General features: G+C 37.0%; 17 protein-coding genes and 1 pseudogene. 11 read left to right on the top strand and 7 right to left on the bottom strand.

All coding sequences use genetic code 11. The annotated features are described in order from the left end of the window. Positions 1–27: 27 nt before the first annotated feature. Positions 28–4,214: pseudogene (cas9, locus tag CRS_RS03820) on the bottom strand (type II CRISPR RNA-guided endonuclease Cas9). A 218-nt stretch (positions 4,215–4,432) separates the two neighbouring features. On the opposite strand from cas9, the gene CRS_RS03815 reads away from it, so the two are divergent. Continuing rightward, on the top strand, positions 4,433–6,556 hold the full coding sequence (locus CRS_RS03815) for a Tex family protein (RefSeq protein WP_142722769.1): 2,124 nt from the start codon (positions 4,433–4,435) through the stop codon (positions 6,554–6,556). Between the two features lie 42 nt (positions 6,557–6,598). After that, complete coding sequence (locus CRS_RS03810; RefSeq protein ID WP_172616994.1) at positions 6,599–7,249, top strand: HAD family hydrolase; 651 nt, start codon at positions 6,599–6,601, stop codon at positions 7,247–7,249. 69 nt (positions 7,250–7,318) lie between these two features. On the opposite strand, the gene CRS_RS03805 is transcribed toward CRS_RS03810, so the two are convergent. The 3 genes from CRS_RS03805 to CRS_RS03795 all read right to left on the bottom strand — a co-directional run bounded on the left by CRS_RS03805 (position 7,319) and on the right by CRS_RS03795 (position 11,041). Continuing rightward, on the bottom strand, positions 7,319–8,890 hold the full coding sequence (locus CRS_RS03805) for a M20/M25/M40 family metallo-hydrolase (protein WP_142722767.1): 1,572 nt from the start codon (positions 8,888–8,890) through the stop codon (positions 7,319–7,321). Between the two features lie 254 nt (positions 8,891–9,144). Next, a complete protein-coding gene (locus tag CRS_RS03800; protein WP_002978882.1) occupies positions 9,145–9,321 on the bottom strand; it encodes a histone H1 in 177 nt (58 codons plus the stop codon). Positions 9,322–9,625: 304 nt separating this feature from the next. Beyond that, the gene (locus CRS_RS03795) at positions 9,626–11,041 is read right to left on the bottom strand and encodes a PLP-dependent aminotransferase family protein (protein WP_142722766.1); all 1,416 of its coding nucleotides are present in this window, start codon (positions 11,039–11,041) and stop codon (positions 9,626–9,628) included. 114 nt (positions 11,042–11,155) lie between these two features. Here CRS_RS03795 and CRS_RS03790 point away from each other — a divergent pair, with 114 nt between their 5' ends. From CRS_RS03790 to CRS_RS03770, 5 genes are all read left to right on the top strand, one after another. Then, on the top strand, positions 11,156–11,671 hold the full coding sequence (locus CRS_RS03790; RefSeq protein ID WP_142722762.1) for a hypothetical protein: 516 nt from the start codon (positions 11,156–11,158) through the stop codon (positions 11,669–11,671). 168 nt (positions 11,672–11,839) lie between these two features. Then, complete coding sequence (locus CRS_RS03785) at positions 11,840–12,754, top strand: AraC family transcriptional regulator (protein WP_142722761.1); 915 nt, start codon at positions 11,840–11,842, stop codon at positions 12,752–12,754. A gap of 88 nt (positions 12,755–12,842) precedes the next feature. Further along, positions 12,843–14,048, top strand: coding sequence for an MFS transporter (locus CRS_RS03780; protein WP_142722760.1), 1,206 nt, complete (start codon positions 12,843–12,845; stop codon positions 14,046–14,048). A 218-nt stretch (positions 14,049–14,266) separates the two neighbouring features. Continuing rightward, positions 14,267–14,743 (top strand): MarR family winged helix-turn-helix transcriptional regulator, encoded by a 477-nt coding sequence (locus CRS_RS03775; protein ID WP_142722759.1) that lies wholly within the window; start codon positions 14,267–14,269, stop codon positions 14,741–14,743. Beyond that, positions 14,740–15,582, top strand: coding sequence for a universal stress protein (locus CRS_RS03770; RefSeq protein ID WP_142722758.1), 843 nt, complete (start codon positions 14,740–14,742; stop codon positions 15,580–15,582). Before CRS_RS03775 ends, CRS_RS03770 begins: the two co-directional genes overlap by 4 nt. Before the next feature lie 13 nt (positions 15,583–15,595). On the opposite strand, the gene CRS_RS03765 is transcribed toward CRS_RS03770, so the two are convergent. Together CRS_RS03765 and CRS_RS03760 are read right to left on the bottom strand one after the other, a co-directional pair. Next, the gene (locus tag CRS_RS03765; protein WP_142722757.1) at positions 15,596–16,192 is read right to left on the bottom strand and encodes a Crp/Fnr family transcriptional regulator; all 597 of its coding nucleotides are present in this window, start codon (positions 16,190–16,192) and stop codon (positions 15,596–15,598) included. A 108-nt stretch (positions 16,193–16,300) separates the two neighbouring features. Beyond that, complete coding sequence (locus CRS_RS03760) at positions 16,301–16,657, bottom strand: helix-turn-helix domain-containing protein (protein ID WP_142722756.1); 357 nt, start codon at positions 16,655–16,657, stop codon at positions 16,301–16,303. A gap of 117 nt (positions 16,658–16,774) precedes the next feature. Here CRS_RS03760 and CRS_RS03755 point away from each other — a divergent pair, with 117 nt between their 5' ends. After that, entirely contained in the window at positions 16,775–17,377 is a 603-nt protein-coding gene (locus CRS_RS03755) for an FMN-dependent NADH-azoreductase (RefSeq protein ID WP_142722755.1), read from the top strand. 153 nt (positions 17,378–17,530) lie between these two features. Beyond that, complete coding sequence (locus tag CRS_RS03750; RefSeq protein ID WP_142722754.1) at positions 17,531–17,947, top strand: RidA family protein; 417 nt, start codon at positions 17,531–17,533, stop codon at positions 17,945–17,947. Here CRS_RS03750 and CRS_RS03745 read toward each other — a convergent pair. Next, a complete protein-coding gene (locus tag CRS_RS03745) occupies positions 17,944–19,257 on the bottom strand; it encodes a M20 family metallopeptidase (RefSeq protein ID WP_142722753.1) in 1,314 nt (437 codons plus the stop codon). The two genes, CRS_RS03750 and CRS_RS03745, sit on opposite strands and share 4 nt — an antisense overlap. A 454-nt stretch (positions 19,258–19,711) precedes the next feature. On the opposite strand from CRS_RS03745, the gene CRS_RS03740 reads away from it, so the two are divergent. Then, positions 19,712–20,158: a hypothetical protein gene (locus tag CRS_RS03740; RefSeq protein ID WP_142722752.1), complete on the top strand. Its 447-nt coding sequence runs from the start codon at positions 19,712–19,714 to the stop codon at positions 20,156–20,158. Continuing rightward, complete coding sequence (locus CRS_RS03735; protein ID WP_172616993.1) at positions 20,155–22,230, top strand: GMC oxidoreductase; 2,076 nt, start codon at positions 20,155–20,157, stop codon at positions 22,228–22,230. The genes CRS_RS03740 and CRS_RS03735 overlap by 4 nt, the downstream gene beginning before the upstream one ends. Positions 22,231–22,234 lie beyond the last annotated feature (4 nt).

Genomic DNA, 22,234 nt, shown 5'->3' with positions numbered 1-22,234 from the left:
TTAATCAATTGAAAATATAAATCAAATTCAATACTCTCCTATTTGAATTATTTTTCCCAGATGATTCAAACGGACTTTTAAAATACCTTTTAAACCGCTCAACCCTTCTCTTCTCCAAGTAACATTCTTTAAAGTAGAATTATCTTCGACGGTAGTTTCTAAATGATGTCTAAAAAAATAATCTCTAATTGTAAATTTCTGTACCCTGAAAAGATTTTTTGAAATCAAAATCAGATTTTTACCATCAAATAAATCTACTTCTTTCGGATCAAAATCTTCTGAAGGAAATAAAAACATTTCATTCTGTTTCATTGTAAATAAGAATTTCCAACCTAGCTCAGAATTATATTCTTTGTTAATTATTGGTAAATTTTGATTTACTCTTTCCACGGCTTCATAAAAACTCACAACTTTCTCCTGTAGATTGCCTTTTTCATCTTCATAAATTGCAACGTGATGATTATTTCCTGTACTCACGAAATCAACAGCTATTCTTTGACCGTTTTCATCTAAAATTTCTTTTCCTAAATGATTTTTTTTATAATGTAAAGCTTCGGCATTATTAATTCCTGTAATAGTAACCGTCTTTATTGAAATTCCTTTTGATTTGTTAAGCCAGATCGGATTCTTTTCCAAATCAGAAAAAGCTTCTTTTGAGTTTCCGTTAAATTCTTTTAATCTTTCAGTTAGAATATCACGAATTCCTTTATCAATAACCTTTTCAATATTTTTGAAATCTTTAAAATTATCAGGATTAACAGCTTTTCTAATCGTATAACCTTTTTCATACCAGGCTAAAGTTACGGTTTCAGGTAATTGCTCCTTTTTTTCAGTAGTAAGAAATATTGGATTTTTAGAAATAACATTTTTTCCGGTGAATGCTTTTTTAGAATCTCCGCTAAACTCCTTCAATCTTTTTAGCAGAGCATTTCTATATTTTTCATTTTGAACCTTCTGAATTGTTTCTACATCAAATTTTCCAGATATTTTTTCTTCTTTTGTTTTTAAGAATTGAGCACTTCCGTAAATTGTTTCTTTATGAAGCTGTCCTCTCGGAGTGAGTTCTGTTTTTGCAATTACACTTCCTTTTTTCTTAATTTTATTGATGTTTTTGGTAACTACTTTATTTTTAGCTTTATGAGAAATCAGAACTTCTTCCAATTGTTTTTTGGCTTCAGTACGGAAATTTTGAATCGGTAATTTGAATCTTCTTTCTTTTGATCCATTTTTCTTTTCTACAATTTCTGTAATTGCATTTTCAATAGCAAAGATATTCTGATGTTCTTTATGTTTTTCATCTTTTCTTGCATTCAAATAATTCAGATATTGGATGTGACTGTGGGTGGTAAAAGCAACCGTTAAAGCATCCATTGCGTGATGACGATGGTCGTTCCTTTTTGTCCAGTCTATGATTCTCTGCTTCTCCTCTCCTTTTGAATTGATCACTGTTTCTGTAAGCCTAATTTTCTGTATTTTTCCAGATTAAGTTCCTTCATTGTGTTGACAAGATTCCAGTCTTCTCTAAGCTTATCGGTAATTCTTCCTGAAGTGGAAACAACAGAATTAGTGATTCCAAAAAGTATTTCCTTCGATTTTTTCGCAATATACTGCGTATTTCGTAAATCCCTTTCAATGAACCCCTCTCCTATTTCAGAGCCTTTTTTCTGTAGCTTTTCATATTTTGCTTTGGTAATCGCTCCTTTATCATAAAGATCTTTTATGATATTAAGAAATTTCTCTGATTTTTCCTTTCCTTCATTCTCAAGATAATCGAAAGCCGTAAAATTTCCTTTTTTTAGATTAGCATTTCTTGGAGCTAAAACTTTATTGGAAAAACTGTCATCAAAAAATCGGGATTGTGGAATAATGTGGTCGATATCATATTTATCGGTAAATAAATTTTCCCTTTCAATTTTCGCATCTGTGTATAAATCTTTAAAACCGTTATTTGCCAACTCTAAATATAATTTATAGCGAATGATATCATTTCTTGAAGGACTTTTTATGCCAAATTCTCTTTGCAAAACTTCCACATATTTCTGATGCTGTATGGTAGCTTTGTTAATTTCAGAAGTCATCGTAGCGCGTTCTTCTGCATTAAGTTTGAGTTCTCGCGCCAATTCTATTCTTATTTCATCAGGTTTTCCGTATTCCCTTGAAACTTCATTCACAAGATTAATCATTTGATTTAAAATCTTTTCAACTACAGGATTTCGTAAAGAGTTTTTCGGAAGAATTTCTAAACGCTCCTTTAAAGTGCGGTTTTCTAACTGCTCTCTGGTCAATGAATTTTTAGAATGGTTGTACCCTGCATAGCTACACGCTACACTGTATTTATGCTCTTTAATATAGGGATAAATCTTTCGCATTGCCTTAGAACTCAAACTTCCATAATCCTGAGCAAACCCAATTTCCGCTAATATTTGGGAATGTTCTTTTCTGAAACCAAATTTCTTTTGCAACAATTCATACAATTTTTCGTTTCCTGAAGGAGAATCATCTCCTTCATAGGAATATAGCAAATGCCACAGTTGATAAGAAGCCTGTTTTTCAAAATCACTTCCTTCCAGCTCCGGATTAAAATCCAAAATAGATGTATCAATTCCTAATCCTGAAAACTTTTCTCTAACGAATAATTTTATAATTTCTGCAGAAGCATTTATTTTAGAAACCTTAATTTCGTCATCAATGGTCAATTTAAATTCTTTTAGAAATTCTATTCCTTCATTGGCAATAATCTTTAGAAAAGCAGTATATAAATTTTCATTGGTATAATTTCCTTCAATCTCTTTGAAATTCGTCTTCCATTCTTTTCCTGAATACCCAACAAGATCTAAAACCTCTTTTGCAGAAAGTTTTCCTTTGATATTAACTTCATTAAAAATGGATTGTTTGAAATCTAAATCAATAGGGAAAACTTCTTTTGTTTCTAGATTTTGAAACTGTAAATTATTCAGAACCTGCCAGATTTTAAATTCCTGAAACAAGGGAGAGGATTTCGGTGCTACTTTTAGCCCAACTGTCTTCTTTTTTGTTTTTCCGTTTTCTGTAACTTCAATTTCCCTGTTTTCAAACTCACAGATACTGATTAAACCTTTCTGTGATTTGAGCTTTCTTTGATAGAAAATAACAATATCCCGAATTTCTTCCTTTAATTCTCTTGTCAGTTCTTTATAATACTTTGATTGAGTTTCCCATATATTCTCAAACTCATCTAAATAATCCTGCCTGTAGAAAACCTGATTTTTAAGCTTTGTATGTGGACTCTTTTCTAATTGTTGAAATAAATATTCTCCAACCGTTTGATTATGAAAATAAAGTTCCTTGCTTCGATCGCTAATTGCTCCTAAATAGCCGCTCGAATTATTCAGATTGCTATTGATCTCCTGAAATACAGCAGCCAGACTTTCAAAATCCAATTGTTTCTTTACCGCTTCGCTTCTCCAAAAGTATCTTTCAACTTTCTTTTCCTGCATTGTTCCGGTTTGCTTGATTCCAACGAGAGAAAATGGTTCTTTCAGAATTGTCCAAGTTGCATTTTTATTTTTGCCTTGTAGTTCTTTATAAAGGTCATCGGTTAAGATTTCTGAATAATATTGTTTTTGAAAATTCCATACTTTATCAAATTCAGCCTGTAAATCTGAACGGTAAAAATCAGGCAATTGTTTTTTGCCCTGCTGTAAAAGTTGATATGAGTATTCTCCAGGTGTTGCATTCTCTTCATACAATTTTTTAGCAACAGCCATTCCGTCTACTATCTGTCCTTCATCTTCATTTTTAGCTTTACGGCTGCTTTTATATCCTCTTTTCTTATTGATAAGAAGCAGAACTCTGGCCAATTCAGAAAGTTCTATTTTTTCTTTTGTTGCCTTTGCTCTTAACTCCTGCGTTTGAAATGTTGAATTTTTGCCAACTTCGGCAAGTAAGTCAGATTCTTTAAGAATATTGTTTTTCTTTAAAACATCAATAAGATTGGCTCTTCTTAATTTAAACCTCTGAAGATTTCTTCTCGCACTTCTGGCTAAAGTTCTTCCTGCATTAGTTGTAATGGGTTTTCCTTTTTCAAAATTCAACTGTTCATCAACAGTTAATGGATTTACCCGAACTCCTAATTTGATAATTTTACTGTTTTCTAAATTCTCAGGATTTTCCTGAACGTAAGCCCAGCCAATTGAGGAAACCCCCAAATCCAGTCCAAGTATATTTTTAGTCATCGTTATTAATTTTTGATACCACATAAAAATAGAAAGAAAAAATTTATTAAAAATGAGGTTTCCCGTAAATCAACTTAAGCACTTTTCTTCTATATTTGTATCAATAATTTTGAAAAGCAATTCACAATAAGGATTATTCCGTTGTGAAAACATTCAAGGCGGGGCAACTCGCCTTTTTTCGTTTTAAAACCCTATTTTAGCTATCCGAAAACCGAACAATGACGACCGTAGAATTTATACAGAAGCAGCTCAATATTTCAGAAAAGAGCATCAACAATACATTACAACTATTGGCAGAAGACTGCACTATTCCTTTTATTTCCCGTTACCGGAAAGACAGAACCGGAAATCTTGATGAAACACAGATTGAGCAGATTTCCAAGATCAGCAAACAGTTTGAAGAAATCGTCAAAAGAAAAGAATCTATTTTAAAATCAATAGAAGAACAGAATTCCTTAACGCCTGAACTTCAGCAGAGAATAGAAGAAAGCTTTGATCTCCAGGAACTCGAAGACCTTTACCTGCCTTTCAAGAAGCGCAAGAAAACCAAAGCTGATGCAGCCAAAGAAAAAGGACTGGAACCTTTGGCCAGAATTATCATGAGCCAGAAAAATAATGATGTGCAGTTTCTGGCATCAAAATACCTCAACAGTGAGGTTGCTTCCGAAGAAGAAGCACTTCAGGGAGCCAGAGATATTATGGCGGAGTGGATCAATGAAAACATGTATGTCCGCAAAAACCTCCGCAGGCTGTTCCAGCGTAAAGCAGTGATTACGTCCAAAGTGGTAAAAGCTAAAAAAGAGGAAGAAGATGCACAGAAATTCTCCCAGTATTTTGAATGGGAAGAAAGCCTCAGCAGAACACCATCCCACCGACTTCTGGCTATGTTAAGAGCAGAAGCCGAAGGTTTTGTCAAAACAAATGTAGGAATAGACAAGGAAGAAGCGATTGATTTTATTGAAAAAGCGATTATTAAATCCCGAAATGAAAGCTCAGAGCAAATTGCACTGGCCATAAAAGACAGTTACAAAAGACTTCTGGAACCTGCTATTTCAAATGAAACATTACAGGAGGCCAAAGAAAAAGCAGATAAAAAAGCGATTGAAATTTTCTCTGAGAACCTAAGCCAGCTTCTTCTGGCTCCTCCTTTGGGAGAGAAACGAATCCTGGCAATAGATCCCGGATACCGAAGCGGCTGCAAAGTAGTCTGTCTGGATGAAAAAGGAGACTTACTGCACAATGAAACCCTCTACCCTCACGCTCCACAGAATGAAAGCGGAATGGCCATGAAAAAGATCCGTTCTATGGTGAATGCCTATAATATTGAAGCCATTTCTATCGGGAATGGAACGGCAAGCCGTGAAACAGAATTCTTTATCAAAAAGATTGCTTTTGATAAGCCTTTACAGGTTTTCGTGGTTTCGGAGGCCGGAGCATCAGTTTATTCTGCAAGTAAGATTGCAAGGGATGAGTTTCCTTCCTATGATGTAACGGTACGTGGGGCTGTTTCTATTGGAAGAAGACTTTCTGATCCGTTGGCAGAACTCGTGAAAATTGATGCCAAATCTATTGGTGTGGGCCAGTATCAGCATGATGTAGATCAGACTCAGCTAAAAAACGAACTGGATTCTACTGTGATGAAATGTGTCAACTCTGTGGGAATTAATCTCAATACAGCCAGCAAATCCCTTTTAAGTTATGTTTCAGGAATCGGGGAGAAAATGGCTGAAAATATTGTCAGTTACCGTACTGAAAATGGAGCTTTTGAGGACAGGAAACAGCTTAAAAAAGTTCCAAGACTTGGAGAAAAAGCTTTTCAGCAGGCAGCAGCCTTTGTAAGAATTGCAAATGCCAAAAACCCGCTGGATAACTCGGCTGTACATCCTGAAGCATATGGAATTGTTGAGAAAATGGCAAAAGACCTCGGAATAAAAACTGACGAACTGATTGCCAATAAAGAAAAAATAGCGCTGATAAAACCGGAAAACTACATTACAGGAGAGATTGGGATGCTGGGCATTCAAGATATTTTAAAAGAGCTTGAAAAACCGGGGCTTGATCCAAGAAAAGCCGCAAAAGTATTTGAATTTGACCCCAATGTAAAAAGCATTAAAGATTTAAAAGCAGGCATGATCCTTCCGGGAATTGTCAACAATATTACAGCCTTCGGATGTTTTGTGGATCTGGGAATCAAAGAAAGCGGGCTGGTTCATATTTCCCAGCTCAAAGACGGATTTGTTTCCGATGTCAACGAAGTGGTAAAGCTCCACCAGCATGTCCGTGTGAAGGTAACTGAAGTAGATGAAGCTAGAAAAAGAGTACAGCTGAGCATGATTTTGTAAAATAACTGCTGTAAATTAAAATATAAACACAAAATATTGATTTTGAACACAAAGAATTTAATTTTCGATCTGGACGGAACATTATGGGATTCCAGAGCGACCATCATTAAAATATGGAATGAAGTACTGAGCAGACATCAGTTAATCCAAAGAGAGCTTAAGCCTGAAGATATGAATCAATATATGGGATTATTGGCTCATGATATTATAAAAGATATTATTCCGGATATTTCAGACCTACAGGCTCAGGAACTTCTTTCTGAAATTGTAGCCGAAGAAAATAAAATACTGCACATACAGGGTGGAATTTTATATGAGGGTGTAGAAGAAACTTTAAAGAATCTTGCCAACACCCACTCTCTTTTCATTGTAAGCAATTGCCAGGACGGTTATATAGAATCATTTTTAGACTATTATCAGTTTAATGATCTGTTTGTTGATTTTGAATCTCATGGACGGACCCAAAAGCCAAAAGCTGAGAATATACAGCTCCTTATGGAAAGAAATCAGCTGTCTGTTGAAGATTCTTTTTACATTGGTGACACTCAAACCGATTATAATTCAGCAGATACTAATGGATTGCCCTTTATTTTCTGTAAATACGGATTTGGAAAACTGGCCGATCCACTTTACGAACCAGCAATTCTTACATTTCCTGATTTAAAGGTTCATATTTCTGATAGTGTAAAATAAGATAAGATTGTATATCAAAATCAAGGCTGCCTGTTAGGCAGCCTTGATTTTTTCAAAGAAGAAAAATTATTATTTATAATCCTTAGAACTTCTTCTGGGTTCTTTTACTTCCGGCCATTTTACCGTCTCCCCTTTGTCGTCCTGAGGCATTGCTCTCTTCTCTCTGCTGGTGAATTCCGGATCTTCAGAAGCCATATACGCTAATGCCGCCGTTAAGATCACATTATTTTTTACCTCATCAAAAACAATTTTGTCATAGGTATCTTTTGTCGTGTGCCATGTATATCCGAAATATCCCCAGTTCAGGGAGCCTAAAGAAAATCCCGGTACTCCGGCTGCCACAAAAGAAGCATGGTCCGATCCACCACCGCCAGGCATTCCTGGGAAGTCGGTTTTAATGTGGCCCTTTACTGCTTTAGGAACACCGTCAAGCCATCTTCCGATATAATCATAAGCTTTTACAAATCCCTGACCGCTGATGTTTACCACACGACCGGTTCCGTTATCCTGATTAAAAGCAGCCTGTACTCCTTTTATGATTTGAGGGTTATCTGCTACAAAGCCTCTTGAACCATTCAATCCCTGCTCTTCACTTCCCCAAAGTCCGATGACAATCGTTCTCTTATTATTTGGATAGTATTTTTTCAGGATTCTCATCGCTTCAAGCATTGTGATAGTTCCCGTCCCATTATCTGTAGCTCCCTGAGCGCCGTCCCATGAATCAAGGTGAGCGGAAAGAATAACATATTCATCAGGCTTTTCTTTTCCTTTGATCATACCGATCGTATTAAAGCTTTTAGCTTCAGGAAGTATTTTCGACTGGGCATCAATCTTTATTTTAGGCTTCCCTCCTTTTTCTGCCATTCGGTAAAGCATTCCATAATCTTCCAAATCAATATCAATCATTGGGATTTTATTGGTCTTTGCCCCGAATATTCTGTTAGCCCCCATAATACCCGTCCAGTTTGAGATGGCAATACCAGCCGCTCCTGCTTTTTCCAGCGCATCCGGTAAAGTATTGTTATCATACCCAATATTTTTCACATATGCTGTAAAATCTTTCGCAGCCTGATCTCTTTCAGCTTTCAGTTTTTCATATAATTCCGGGGTAGCAAATTCTTTGATCTGCTCATCAGAACGTCCTATTTTCTGGTATTGTGCCATCAGCACTATTTTTCCTTTCACGGAAGGCAGCCATTGATCAAAATCTGCTTTAGAAGATACTTTTGGGAGAATAATAACTTCCGCCTCAACTGCTTTTTTAGTAGCCGGGCTCCAGGCCAGCTGTGTTGCTGAAAGAGATTTTACGCGTGGATACGTCATATCAACATGCGTAGTACCTCTCTGCCATCCTTTCCAGGTTCCAAACTGCTGAAGATTGGCATCCACTCCCCAGGAACGAAGCTTACCCACACTCCATTCATTGGCGGCAAGCATTTCCGGACTTCCTACAAGACGGGGCCCTATACCATCCAACAATTCATACGCCAGATTTTCCAGCTGGGAATTATTATTGACTTCATCTACAAAACTTTTTACGATAGGGTCTAACCTTTCCTTTGGGTCAACCTTCACCTGAGCCCAGTAAAACTGAGCAGCCAGCAATACTGCAGGCACTGCAAAAAATCTATTTATCCTCATAATATATATTGATTGGTTTAAAGATAACAGAAATTGGGGAAATGATGAAGGATTAGTCCTAAAAAAGAGGTATTCACATGATATTATAAAACATTTTTGTTTAAAAACAATAACAGAAATTGACTAATATCAGTATTTACAGAAAAGATCATCCATAGAATATGATCTTCAGATAAGTTGTATAAAAAAACAATTCAAAAATATATTGTAATCAGACATAAAAAAACCGGCTTCAAAAGCCGGCTAAAGGTGAATTATTTCTTAGCTTCTTCTACAGAAACTTTTCTGAATTCCTTGAACAATTTGCTTAGTTCTAAAGCTGCTTTACGAGCTCTTGTACCAGCTGCCTTGTTTCCTTTTTCCGCTTGTTGGTTTGCCTCAGTTGTGAACGCTTCAAATTCTGCGTTGATTTTTTCAATTAGTTCTTTCATTTATTTAAAAATTTAGGCTGCAAATATAGGTTTTATGGTGATTCCAGCCTAATTGTGTTGAAAAAAAATAGTGGATTTAATTATTTTTTTTAGTCTTTCTTACATTCATTTTAATTTTTAAATTAAAATTGAATTACTGCCGCAAATTAGCCATAGAATTAAACCAAAAACAAAGAACACACTAAATCATTAATTATCAACAAGAAATGAATAAAAAAACAGAAATAGTCTTTTTTAAAAAAACTGTTTACTCAGTGATGTAATGGCATTGATCATCCTGCCGCTACTTTTTATTATTAATGGGTTAAAACAACAGTTCCTGTGCTTTTCTTCCTGCATCTTCCAATAAAGCCATACTTTCAGAAGTAATTCTTTCAGTAAAAATAATCCTGAAATGATAATGGTATTTATCAGTAAACGAAAAGGTATCTCCAGGGGTAAATAAAATCCGGTGCTGATCACAATACTGGTAAAACCTTTTCATATCAATATTTTCCGGAAGCTGCCCCCAAATACTGTAACCTCCCTGCGGCCTGTGAAAATAAGAACCTTCAGGAAAAGAATTTTTTAAAGTGTCTAGGACCTGAGCAGCCTGTTGGTTGAGCTTTTTCCTGAATGACCGAAGATGTCTTTCGTAACTGCTTCCCTGCAGCAGTTTCAGTACCAGTTCCTGGTAGAAAGGAGAAACAGTTCGCCCTAAGACAAACCTTACTCTTTCAGATTGGGCATAGAAATCGCCGGCATACAGCCAGCCCAAGCGGATTCCAGGTGCCAGTGTTTTTGAAAATGACGAATAGATCATCACCCGACCGCTGGCATCAAAACTTTTTATACTGCGGGGCTTTTGTCCTCCAAAATAAAGGTCAGAATACATGTCATTTTCAATAACACATACCTGATAGGCTTCTGAAATGTTCAGAATTTCTTTTTTTGTGTCATCATTCATCAGTATTCCTGTAGGATTGTGAAAATTCGGAGTAGTGACTAAAGCACGGATATTGTTTTCCTGACAGGCTTTCCGGAAATACTCAGTATCGAAACCGCTTTTATAATGGACAGGAATCTCAATGACTTTAAGCTCCAGGTGAGCAATCACTTCCAGTATAGAAAATACACATGGACTATCAACTGCCACCACATCACCTGATTTTGTTACTGATTTTAAAGCAATGGTAAGGGCCTGGAGTGCGCCGTCAGTGATTATTATTTTGTCAGGATTTAAGAAAGAGCCGTAAGCTCCCATCTGCCTGGCAATATGCTTCCTTAATTCTTCCGAACCGTTGGAAGGGTAATACCTGAGAAGTGATGCCCCTTTTTCACGAATAACCTCCTGCATCGTTCTTAGGATAAGCTTCTGCGGAATCAGCAGATCTCCGGGGGCTGCTGCATTGAAAGAGCTGGATTCGGAAGTCCTTTTGGAAGTCAGTATTATATTTTTCATGAATACCTCATCTCTCACGACAGCGGGAAGCTTTGTTCTTGGTTTCGGAATATTTTTCGCCTGAATTCCTGCAACGAAATATCCTGACCGTGGATTACTTCTGACAAGCCCTTTGATCATAAGGTATTCAAATCCGCTTTGTACAGAACTTGTACTCAGTTTGTATTTTTCTTTTATCTCACGAACAGATGGAAGCCTGTCATTTTCCTTCAAAATTCCATTGCGGATCTGTTCCTCTATTGTTTCTGTAAAAACTTCGTACTTATAAGGTTTCATCATATCGTCAACTGTACCGAACAAATTTACAAAAATACCATTCTGTACCGATGATATTTTAACGAACTGTATCCATTTTGAATAGATTAATCTTATAATTTTGAATAAAAAAATTACATGGATATTATTTCAAAATTTACAGTAGGTTCTGAAGAGGGTATTTCTGATCTTATAGCCATTATTGATTCTTCCATTTACAGCTTACATAAAGATTTTGTCAGTGAGGAAGATATCAGAAAATATATTCATAACGGAATAGATCCTAGAAAAATGATCAATGACCTGAATGATCTTTCTAACCAGCTGATCATGACCTATGCAGATCAGAAACCTGTTGGATACAGCATCATCAAAAGCGGCTCTCTGCATCCCGGAATTCCTGAGGGAAAAAGAGCAACAGAAATAAGCTTTGTGATTCTTTCTGAGTTTGATTTCCCGGAAACAAGGCAGTCACTTTGGAAAAAATGCAGATCAGCAGTAAGCTTCACCGATATCATATGGATCAATATGCCGGATCATGATCCCCTTGCAGCGTTTTTAAAAGACTCTGGATTTATTGCTGTAGCTGATTCAAAGGCAGGACCTTTTCAGCTTCCGTCTCATATTTTGGAACTGGAGATTAATAAAAGTTAATTCTTACCACAGGTTTACATAGATGTCTGCACCTGTTAATATAGTTATTGAGTTCTTTTAATGTTGGTGTTATTGAGTCAAACTATCATACTTATTTTTATTATTTCACACAAAATCATCATGATTGAGCAGCAGTTTGCTTATCTTTGATTTTTATAATTTTTCATTATGAGCGATCAGCTGGAAACCATAGAAGATTACTACAGACGTGTCCGAAAAAATCAGATCAAAATGTTTGATTCTGAGGATTTTGAAACCGGAAAATCCCATTTCAATATTTCCATGCGGAGATATTGCAGCTTCAAGAGTCCTTACAACCGACGTGATTATTATAAAATCAGCTTTATCATTGGAAAAGGCACTATTCATTATGGGGCCCACCAGCTGTATATTGACCGTCCTGTTTTATTTTTTCCATCTCCAAGCATCCCTTATTCCTGGGAGTGTGAGAGCGATATACAGGAAGGCTATTTCTGTTTGTTTAATCAGGAATTTTTTAATGGAAATTCTGAATTCAGTCTGTTTAAAAAAACATCAATGTTCAAGGAATGGAGTAAGCCGGTTGTTTTTCTGACAGAGGAACAAACCCAACTCGCAACTCTTTATTTCGAGCAGATTTACAGAATGAATAATTCTGCTTATCCTTTCCGCTGCAGCAGCATCAAAAGCAACCTGGCTTCCGTGATGCATCTGGCTCTTGAAAACCGTGTAGAGGACATCAATCCTAATGAACTTCCTGCAAATGTGCGTCTGTACAAACTATTTGATGAACTGCTCAACAAACAGTTTCCCCTGGACTCTCCCGCTTATCCACTGGCATTAAAGACACCTTCCGACTTTGCAGAACATCTGAATGTACATGTCAATCATTTAAATTCTTCAGTAAAATCCGTCACCAATCTTACAACCACCCAGATCATCAAGGAAAAGATGTTTGAAGAATCCAAAAATCTGCTGAAATATACCAACTGGGATATTGCACAGATAGGTTATACCCTAGGGTTCGATCAGCCTGCCCACTTTAATAACTTCTTTAAAAAGCACGCCCAGACTTCACCGTTGAAATTTAAGAATTTATCTTAATATTTGATTTTTGTAATTTTTACTTTGTCTTTTAAAATTCATTTTTATATTTCCTGACTTATTTTTGCATTGTAAAAAATGTATGAATATGTTGAGAGAAGCATCTGAGCAACGAATCAGATTAATTACCATAATGGCTTTCGTGTCAATCCCGCTTTCGGGGTTTGTCACAGATATTTATCTGCCATCATTCCCCTCTATGGCCAAAGAAATGATGGTTTCTGAAAAAGATATCCAGATTACTTTAACGTCATATCTCCTGAGCTACGGAATTTCACAATTGTTTGTGGGAGGAATCCTGGACAGCATCGGCCGTTACCGCCCCAAACTAATCGCATTATTTCTGCTAATCCTGACGAGTATCTTAATTACCATGACAAACAGCATTTTACTGATCTGTTTGCTCCGTATTCTCCAGGGAGCAGCTGTTTCAGTCCTGGTAGTGGCTACCCGTGCCATTTTCGTGGATATTTATGACGCAGAAAAAGTGAAGCACTATCTGAGCTATTTTACCATTGTATGGTCGTGCGGCCCCATCCTGGCACCTTTCCTCGGAGGATATCTTGAAAAAATGTTTAACTGGCATGCTAACTTTTATTTTCTGGCAGGGTACGCCGGATTTCTTTTCCTTTTTGAATGGTTCTTCAGTGGAGAGAGTCTTCCTCAAAAAAAGAAACTGGATCTTTCAGAGAATATCAGCCTGTACAAAATGATGCTTAAAAACAGAATTTTCATGCTGGGCATCTTTATTCTGGGACTCAGCTATTCGATTGTTATGCTGTTTAATATTACCGGACCTTTTATCATTGAAAATACTTTCCATTTTACACCGGTAGTCATTGGATACTGTACCCTGATCTTAGGATTTTCCTGGATGATCGGAGGCTTTATCGGAAAGCGCAGACTGACCCTTGATTTTAAACCAAGAATTTTACAGCCGATTCTTCTTCAGCTGATCCTTATCGCAGGACTGATTATCACAAGCTATTTTGCAGAAAGTCTTTTCATCATGATACCTTTTGCCTTTTTCATTCATATCTGTTCCGGAATTTTATTTACCTCTTTCTTTACGACAAGTATGCTTTACTTTCCTAAAAATGCAGGTACGGCCGGCGGACTGATGGGAGGATTGGTCTATGTAATCACTTCTATAACAAGTTTTATCATTTCTGTAAGCGGAACCGTAAGTGAACAGAAAGATCTTTCCTGGCGTTATCTGATCATCGCATGTTTCCTTTTCGGAATTATTCTCATCATGAATCAGGCTGTAAAAAAAGAAAAAGCAGAGAACTAACCAGTCTCTGCTTTTTTATTAACGTTATCTTTTTCAGAATAAAAATAAAGTATCAAGGCAGTAAATCCGTGAAGTGGCCTCTCAATGTACTTTTTTTTTCAGCTGTTATTTTTTATCCTATTAGTTTTAATTAAAACTAATTTTCCGTATATTTGTTAGGGTAAGTTATGATTAAAACCGATTCAGAAATACCCTGTTATCTTACGCTATTATAAAATATGCCTGCAAAACAGAATAACATATCAGAACTGGCTCTGGAACTTGGCCTTGCGATGAGTGAAATGAAAAGCCGTCTCCGGCAGAAGATTCATGCTGCCGTTAATGAGTATGATCCGGATCTGTCTTTTGAACTGATTGAAATTCTGGGATTGCTTTCACGTAGTAATGGGATTAACCAGCAGGAAATAGGAAATAAAGTAAGCAAAGACAAATCAAGTATTACCTACCTCATCAACAGTCTTGTAAAAAGGGATCTGGTGGAAAGGGTTGCTTATAAAAATGACAGGAGGAATAAACAGATCTTTTTAACCCCGAAAGGTAAACAGATTGTAGAAACCGTTTATCCCTGGGCACTGGATCTTTATAAGAAGGCTGCTGACGGCATTGATGAAATAGAGATCAGCAAAGCACTGCTATTAGTAAAAAAAATGACAGCAAACCTGGAAGAATCAGGACCAAAACATAATACAATATGAGAACAATCCTTGTACCTGTTGATTTTACATCAACTACAGAAAATGCAGTAAGAGTTGCCGCAGACTGGGCAAAAACCTACGAATATCAAAACATTATCCTGCTGAAAACTGCCGGAGAGTCTGAATTTGATTATCTGCATATTGCAGAAGGGCATTCATTTGTAAATGAAGAAAGTGTCAATAGCTTACTACAGAGAACGGAATCTTTATTTGATCAGCTGAGCAGTATTGTAACCGATAAGTTTCCGGATATTAAGGTTTCCAGAATATTAAGTGACTGGGCGCTTACCAGGAGCATCAATGAACTTTTAAAAGACGAGCCGTCTGTAGAACTGATCGTTCTTGGAAGTGACGACAGGAATTCTTCTACAGAAAGTTTTGTTTCTGATAATATCATCAGCATTGCAAGAACAAGTCCTGTAAAGACCTTAATTGTTCCAAACAGCTATCATTATACTCCTGTTAAGAACATATTTATCCCTTGTGATATAAAAGGAATTAAAAGACTGGAAAGGCTTTTCCATCACAAATCTGTTATTCATAATCAGGATGTACATCTGTCATTTTTAAATATCAATACCAGAGAAACAGAGGATGAGAACAAAAAAAGAGAACTGGAAAACTATATCCGTGAACATTTAACGGAAATCCCAAGCAGCATTCATTACTCTCATGACGAAAATATCATTAATGGGATTCTGACCTTTGCAGCCTCTAATGAAGCTGATCTTATTATTGCTTTACCGGGCAGGCACAGCTTTCTATATTATCTGGCCAGCAGAAGTATTTCCGAAGGAATTTACCAGAATACCCATCAGCCAGTATTAATCCTAAAATAGCAGATCCTGAAAATTAATAGTAAATTTTGGAGCTTTCAATCTTAACCAGTTTCTGTTCCTGCATTTTTTTGACATATCTGATTACCGTTTCCACCCGAAGACCGGTGAGGGTTGCTATCTGCTGCCTGGTATAGGGGATCAGGAATGAATAAGCGTCCTCAAATCCAAAATATTTCTTAAGATGGTCAAAAAGCTTCACCAGCTTTACAATAGGATCTGAAATGGCCAGAAAACTGGAGATCATATACCTGAAATGCAGCCTGTCTGCTGTATATTTATTTATTTCAAGCATTAATTCAGGTTTTTCCAGTAATATTTCAAGAAATCTGGTTTTGGAAATCCTGATAATTTCACAATTGGTGACCGCAACGGCGTTGACCGCGTAATGATGGCTGGTAAATAAGTAACTTTCCCCAAAGCAATGACCATCAAAAGGAAGGCCGTGGACAAATTCCTTTCCGTCTTCTAATAAAGTATTCAGCTTCACAGTACCATATCTGATCTGAAAATAATATTTTGCAGCGGTTCCTTCCTGAAAAATAGTCTCTCCTGCTTCATAACTTTCCAGACTTGCTCCACGGGAAAATAATAACTCTTCACATATGATCATCTTGCCATTATTAATTTGAGTAAAAATACTTAAAGTATAAGCAATGTTGCAACTTATCAAATACCACAGAAAAAGTAATATTTCAATACCAACACGGCTCTTCTTTTATTATGCTGTAATTTTCTTTTTATGTTTTGTTCCCCAATCAGCCAGCGCAGCAATGACATCCTTCAGAGACTCACTATATTCTGTGGGCATATATTCTACCAATACCGGCTTCTGATCTGTAATAACGGTTCTTTCCACCAGGTGATTGACTTCCAGTTTTTTTAATTCGCTGGATAGTACCCTGGCAGATATTCCCTTAATGGTCCTCTGCAATTCATTAAAACGTGTATGGCCTCCCAAAATCGCAATCATTACACGAATGGTCCATCTGCCCCCAAGAACATACAAAGCATCCTCTGTAGCAGACAGGTGATTACTGCATTGCGGCCGTGAATATGTTATTTTTTCTTCTTCCATTGTCTCGTATTTATTGGTTACTAACCTAAATGTTATTACTAACCTTTTGGTAACTACTATATTTTTATTAGTAAATATAAATAATTTTGAAACATCAATTTTAAAAAAAATAAAAAAATGAAACGAGTACTTCATATTATTTCAAGTCCAAGAAGCGAATCATCCATCAGCAAAAAACTGGGCAATGCAATTGTAGAAAAAATTACAGACAAATATCCTGACCGTATATTAAAAAAGCGTGACCTGGCCAATCCTCTTTTCCCTCATTTGGAAGAAGCCCATATCAATGCATTTTTTACCCCGGCTGAACACCGTACTTCAGAACAGATTGAAACTGTAAAATTATCTGACACAGTAGTGGATGAGCTGCATGAAGCGGATATTATTGTTATTGAGGCTCCTCTATACAATTTCAACATCACCTCTACCCTGAAATCATGGCTTGACCATATTGCCAGAGCCGGAAAAACATTCAGCTACAGCGAAAACGGACCGGAAGGTCTGGTGAAAAACAAGAAAGTATATCTTGCTTTTTCAAGTGGCGGTATTTATTCTGAAGGGGAGAGGCAGGCATATGATTTCGTGATTCCTTATCTTCAAAAAACATTAGGATTTATGGGCATGACAGATATTTCTGTTGTCCGCGCAGAAGGGCTTTCTGTTCCCGTTATTCAGGAGACGGCCCTGCAAAAAGGAATCGAGAGTATTGTTGTAGAGTAAAATCTTAAAAATGCTGTTCTTATGAGCAGCATTTTTTACATTCAACCTTATCATTTTCGTAATTTATTACTTAAAAACAGTATTCGTCTCAACATATGTAAAGGTTTTTCCAGTTTTTATCTCTCAATTTTACATCATTAAAAAGAAAAAATTATGGAAATCCACCAACATCCAACACTGATCAATCCTTCAGAATTATTTGATCCTTCTCCTTATGGTTTTTCCCACAGCATTTCTGTAGAATCACCCTTCAGAATGTGTTTTATATCGGGGCAGAGCGGCGGCCAGGGAATTGCCCATGCATTAGCAGATGACTTCAGATCTCAGGTACAGCAGGCTTTGAAAAATGTAAAAACTGTTTTACAAAGTCATTCGATGAGATTTGAGGATATTGTTAAAATCACTTTGCTCATCGTAGATCATAACGAGGAAAAACTCGAGATATGGACAGAGGAAGCTAATAAAGTATGGAAACAGTCATTCCTTCCTACCAGTACTCTTATCCCTGTAACTAAGCTGGCTTTACCCGGAATGTTGTTTGAGATTGATGCCATTGCCGTGAAAAGCTAATTGCTGGTAAGCCGTTCAATAATCAATGATGAAAAGCTTTTTACTCCGGTTCTGATGCTTTCTTCATCCACCTGAAAATTGGGAGCATGATTCATAGCAATCACTCCTTTTTCAAAGTTAGATCCACCCAGGAAAAAATATACTCCTGGAATTTTTTGTTGAAAATAAGAAAAATCATCATTGAAAAAAGGAACTTGCCCATAATCTGCAGCCACAGTATTTTTTCCATAAATATTCTGAAGAATTTCTGTTGCAGACTGGGTAAGCTTTTCGTCATTGATCACTGTTGGATTTCCCTGCACAAATGAAACAGAAAAGAGCTCATTTTTATATCCACTGTCTTCAATAACATTCTGAACTCCAGGAATTATTTTATCTAAATTCGAAGGGTTTGTTTCATACAGGTAGGTTTCAAGAAAAAACTCATTATTTTTAGAATAAGCATTGAATTTTCCGTCTGTAAAAAGATAATCTTTGAAAATGGTATCAGGATTTGTTAATCCGATTGTAGGATCAACGATGGATTGTATTTCCCAAGGTTTACCTTCAGCATGAAGACGGATCAGAAAATTACTGATCTTTTTAGTCAGTCTATTGGTTTCATCTTCAGGTAATCTATTTTTTAACTGAACCCTTATTTTTTTCTGATAAGCAAACATTTCATGGGACTTCACCATGATCTGCCCCACAGGAGTGGCCGTTACATGCAGCCCATATATTTCATCAGGGTGTATGGCGGTAAGCAATCCATTATTCAGCATTTCTTTTGCTCCTTTGAAAGTTTCTTCTTCAGGTTGGAATATAAAATATACGGTTCCTCTCAGGGATTTTTTATTTTTTGCAAGAACCTCTGCAATTCCCAGTCCAACAGCCATATGGATATCATGACCACAACCATGCTGAACTCCTTTTACTTTTGACCTGAAAGCTTCGGGGTCGGCATAATCACTCGGAAGAGCATCCATGTCAGACCTCCAAGCGATCTTTTTCCCCTTTTTTTCTCCTTTCAGAATTCCTATGACACCATAACCATATATATCCGTATTAACTTCCAGTCCAAGATCAAGTAGATATTTTTTAATTTTTTCCTGAGTCTGTTTTTCATTCCCTGCAAGTTCCGGATTTTCATGAAAACTTCTCCTGAGAGCAACCAACTTATCAAATATCCTGTCTGTGTCCTGCTGAACAGATCGATGTACCTGTTGTACTTTTATATTTTGGGAAGAAATGGCTTCTTTTTTACTGTTCAGTCCCTGTGCGGACAATAAAGTGGAAGCGAAGCATAATAAAGTGACTGTAAATCGTTTCATGTTCAATGGTTTTGAGTTTTATCTCGGGTTATGAGTGTATCAAAAGCTTACTCATAATGATAAGACAGTTGCAGGTTCAGTTTCGTTACATCCTGATCATCAGTTTATTTTTTTAAAGATCACTGAAACTGTCCGGCTTTCAGATATCAGTACCACATTATTTAAAATAATTCTAAACAAAGTGAAAACAATATTCACTGAAACTATTATATACAAAGGGTTTATTACAAAAAATTAAAATTGCATCAATATAAATTACGTAGAAATACTGAATCGTATCTGCCGGGATCTGATTAATTTCGGATGAATAAAACTGATAACTATGGATCGCTTGGCATACATTCAATCATTTCAGAAAAAATGTGGTATCTGAAAGCCCGGCAGCTATAGGACAATTGGTGTGATCAACCTCTGTTGAAAGAAATTGAAGATCTCTAATCCAAATTTTAATGTAATGAATATTATTAACAAAATCCTCAACGTCGATGATTATTATTTCGATGTGTTTATGTCTATCTCGGAAGCGCTTGCAGGGTTTACTGTAAACGAATTACAGTCTACCGGCCTGGCAGAAACCTATTACACGTATGTTCTCAAAAGTATTGATGCAGCTACTTTTGCAGAGTTTCTTACTATTTCTAAAAATATACTTGAAAAATCTTCCGGTGAAGAGGAACTGAAAAAGGCCATACAAGCCGAAATTATTGAAAATCCAGGAATGAATGCCATGGCCGGAAAGGTTATGACCATGTGGTACATGGGAACATGGGAAAGTGCCTATGTGAATGATCTTTCTTACAAAGAAGGTCTTGTGTGGAACCTGATGTATTCCCATCCGCCTGGAGCAAAACAACCTGGCTACAAATCATGGAATATCAAACCTGTAAACACCCACTCATGAATCAGACTTCAAACAAAAAAGATGTGATCATCGTAGGAACGGGGATCGCAGGATCATTAATTGCAAAACTGCTGTCCGATCATGTATTTGATGTAGCCAAAGGGAAAATGATCCATCGTGCAGATGCAGGAAAATCCGATCATATCAGGGAAGTATCAATCCTTATGTACGAAGCCGGTCTGGAAGCCGGTGTGGAGCTGGATTCCGTCTCTTCAATGACCACCTATAATGAGTATATACGTACTTTTTACAGGGAAGAAGCCAAAGTTCCCAACTCACCTTATCCGAATCTGAAGCAGGCACCTTCCCCGAATGTCCTTGATATGGAACATATTGTTCAGCCTTATCCTGATAAAAAGGGGTATCTTGTACAGTTTGGACCCATGCCATTTGCCAGCGATGCGATCAGAGTGGGAGGCGGAACTACCCTTCACTGGCTGGGAACCACACCAAGAATGCTTCCGAATGATTTCAGGCTTACTGAAAAGTATAACATTACAACTGAAAAACCTGATACGAAAGAAAAAATATCAATCAACTGGCCAATTGATTATGATGAGCTAAAGCCTTATTATGAAATGGCTGAATTCGAAATCGGGGTTTCGGGAGAAGTTTCCAGACAGGAATATCCTATTTCTGAAAGCAGGGAAAAATATTATGGAGATTATGTTTTCCCGATGGAAGAAATTCCCCAGAGCTATATGGATCACAAAATTATTGAAGGGCTCAAAGGAACGAGCGTAACGCTAAGCTCAGGAGATATTCCTCTGCTGCTGGTACCCTCTCCACAGGGAAGAAACTCCGTTCCGAATCCAAAATACGGGAAAACAAAGATCATTAAAGCTGAATCAAAAGAATCCGGATATAAACTGGTTTTGGACAGTTCTGAAAAAGAAGAATATAAAGCACTTGGTTCAGTCTGGAATCCTTACATGGGAGAACGATGTGAGGGAAATGCTTCCTGCGTTCCGATATGCCCTGTACAGGCGAAATACAACGCTTTAAAAACACTGAAAAAAGCTTTATATAAATTGAATGATAACGAAAACCTCATCCGGAATCCTTACATGCAGGTTCAGGCTCAGAGCGTTGTGTACAGATTAAGTGTTGATCAGAATGATAAGGATAAAATTTCCAGAGTTCATCTGAGAAGATACACTTCAAAAGAAAAAACAGACTTTGTTGAAGAATCAATTGATACGTCGGATGCCATTGTCATTCTTGCTGCTAATGCTTTTGAAAACCCAAAGATTCTACTGAATTCCCAATATACTACCAGCAATGGTGTAAAAACGGTTGCCAACAGCAGTGATCAGGTAGGGAGAAACCTGATGGACCATATGGTAATGCTTACCTGGGGGCTTTTCCCTGAACCGGTTTATCCATACAGAGGTCCGGGGTCTACTACAAACATTTCGTCCTTCCGCGACGGAAGTTTCAGAAGTGAGTTTTCAGCATGGATTTCCCCGCTTGACAATTGGGGTTGGGGCTGGCCTGCATTTTCTCCGGGATCTGATGTTGCAGAATTCATCGGCAAAGGTCTTTTCGGAGCAGAATTAAGAAAAGCACTTACCAACAGGCTTTCGAAACAGGTTTTATTCCATTTTGAAATTGAACAGCTGCCTAATCCCAATAACAGGGTGACCATTAATGACCAATATCTGGATGCCTTGGGTATTCCTCGGCCGGTCATTCATTATGAGCTGACGGAATATGAAATGAAAGCTATGGAACAGGCTAAAAAAGCTTCAGACCAGATGTTTGAAAGATTACATATCGAAGATTTTACAAAATACACCGAAGCAGACAAAAACTCTGTGATCTACAACCATAAGAGATATTCTTATAACGGAGCAGGTCATATTGTAGGAACCCACAGAATGGGGTCCAAAGCAGAAGAATCTGTAACCAACAGCTATTGTAAAGCCTGGGATCATCCTAATTTATACATCGTAGGAGCAGGAAATATGACTACACTGGGCACTTCAAACCCTACTTTAACATTATCAGCATTTACAATCCGTTCTGTGGAGTCTATTCTTGCTGATCTTGAAATTCAATTAAAAAAATAATCAC

The sequence above is a fragment of the Chryseobacterium sp. ON_d1 genome (assembly GCF_006829085.1).
Lineage (GTDB): Bacteria > Bacteroidota > Bacteroidia > Flavobacteriales > Weeksellaceae > Chryseobacterium.
This window is presented reverse-complemented; position numbering and strand designations above follow the sequence as displayed.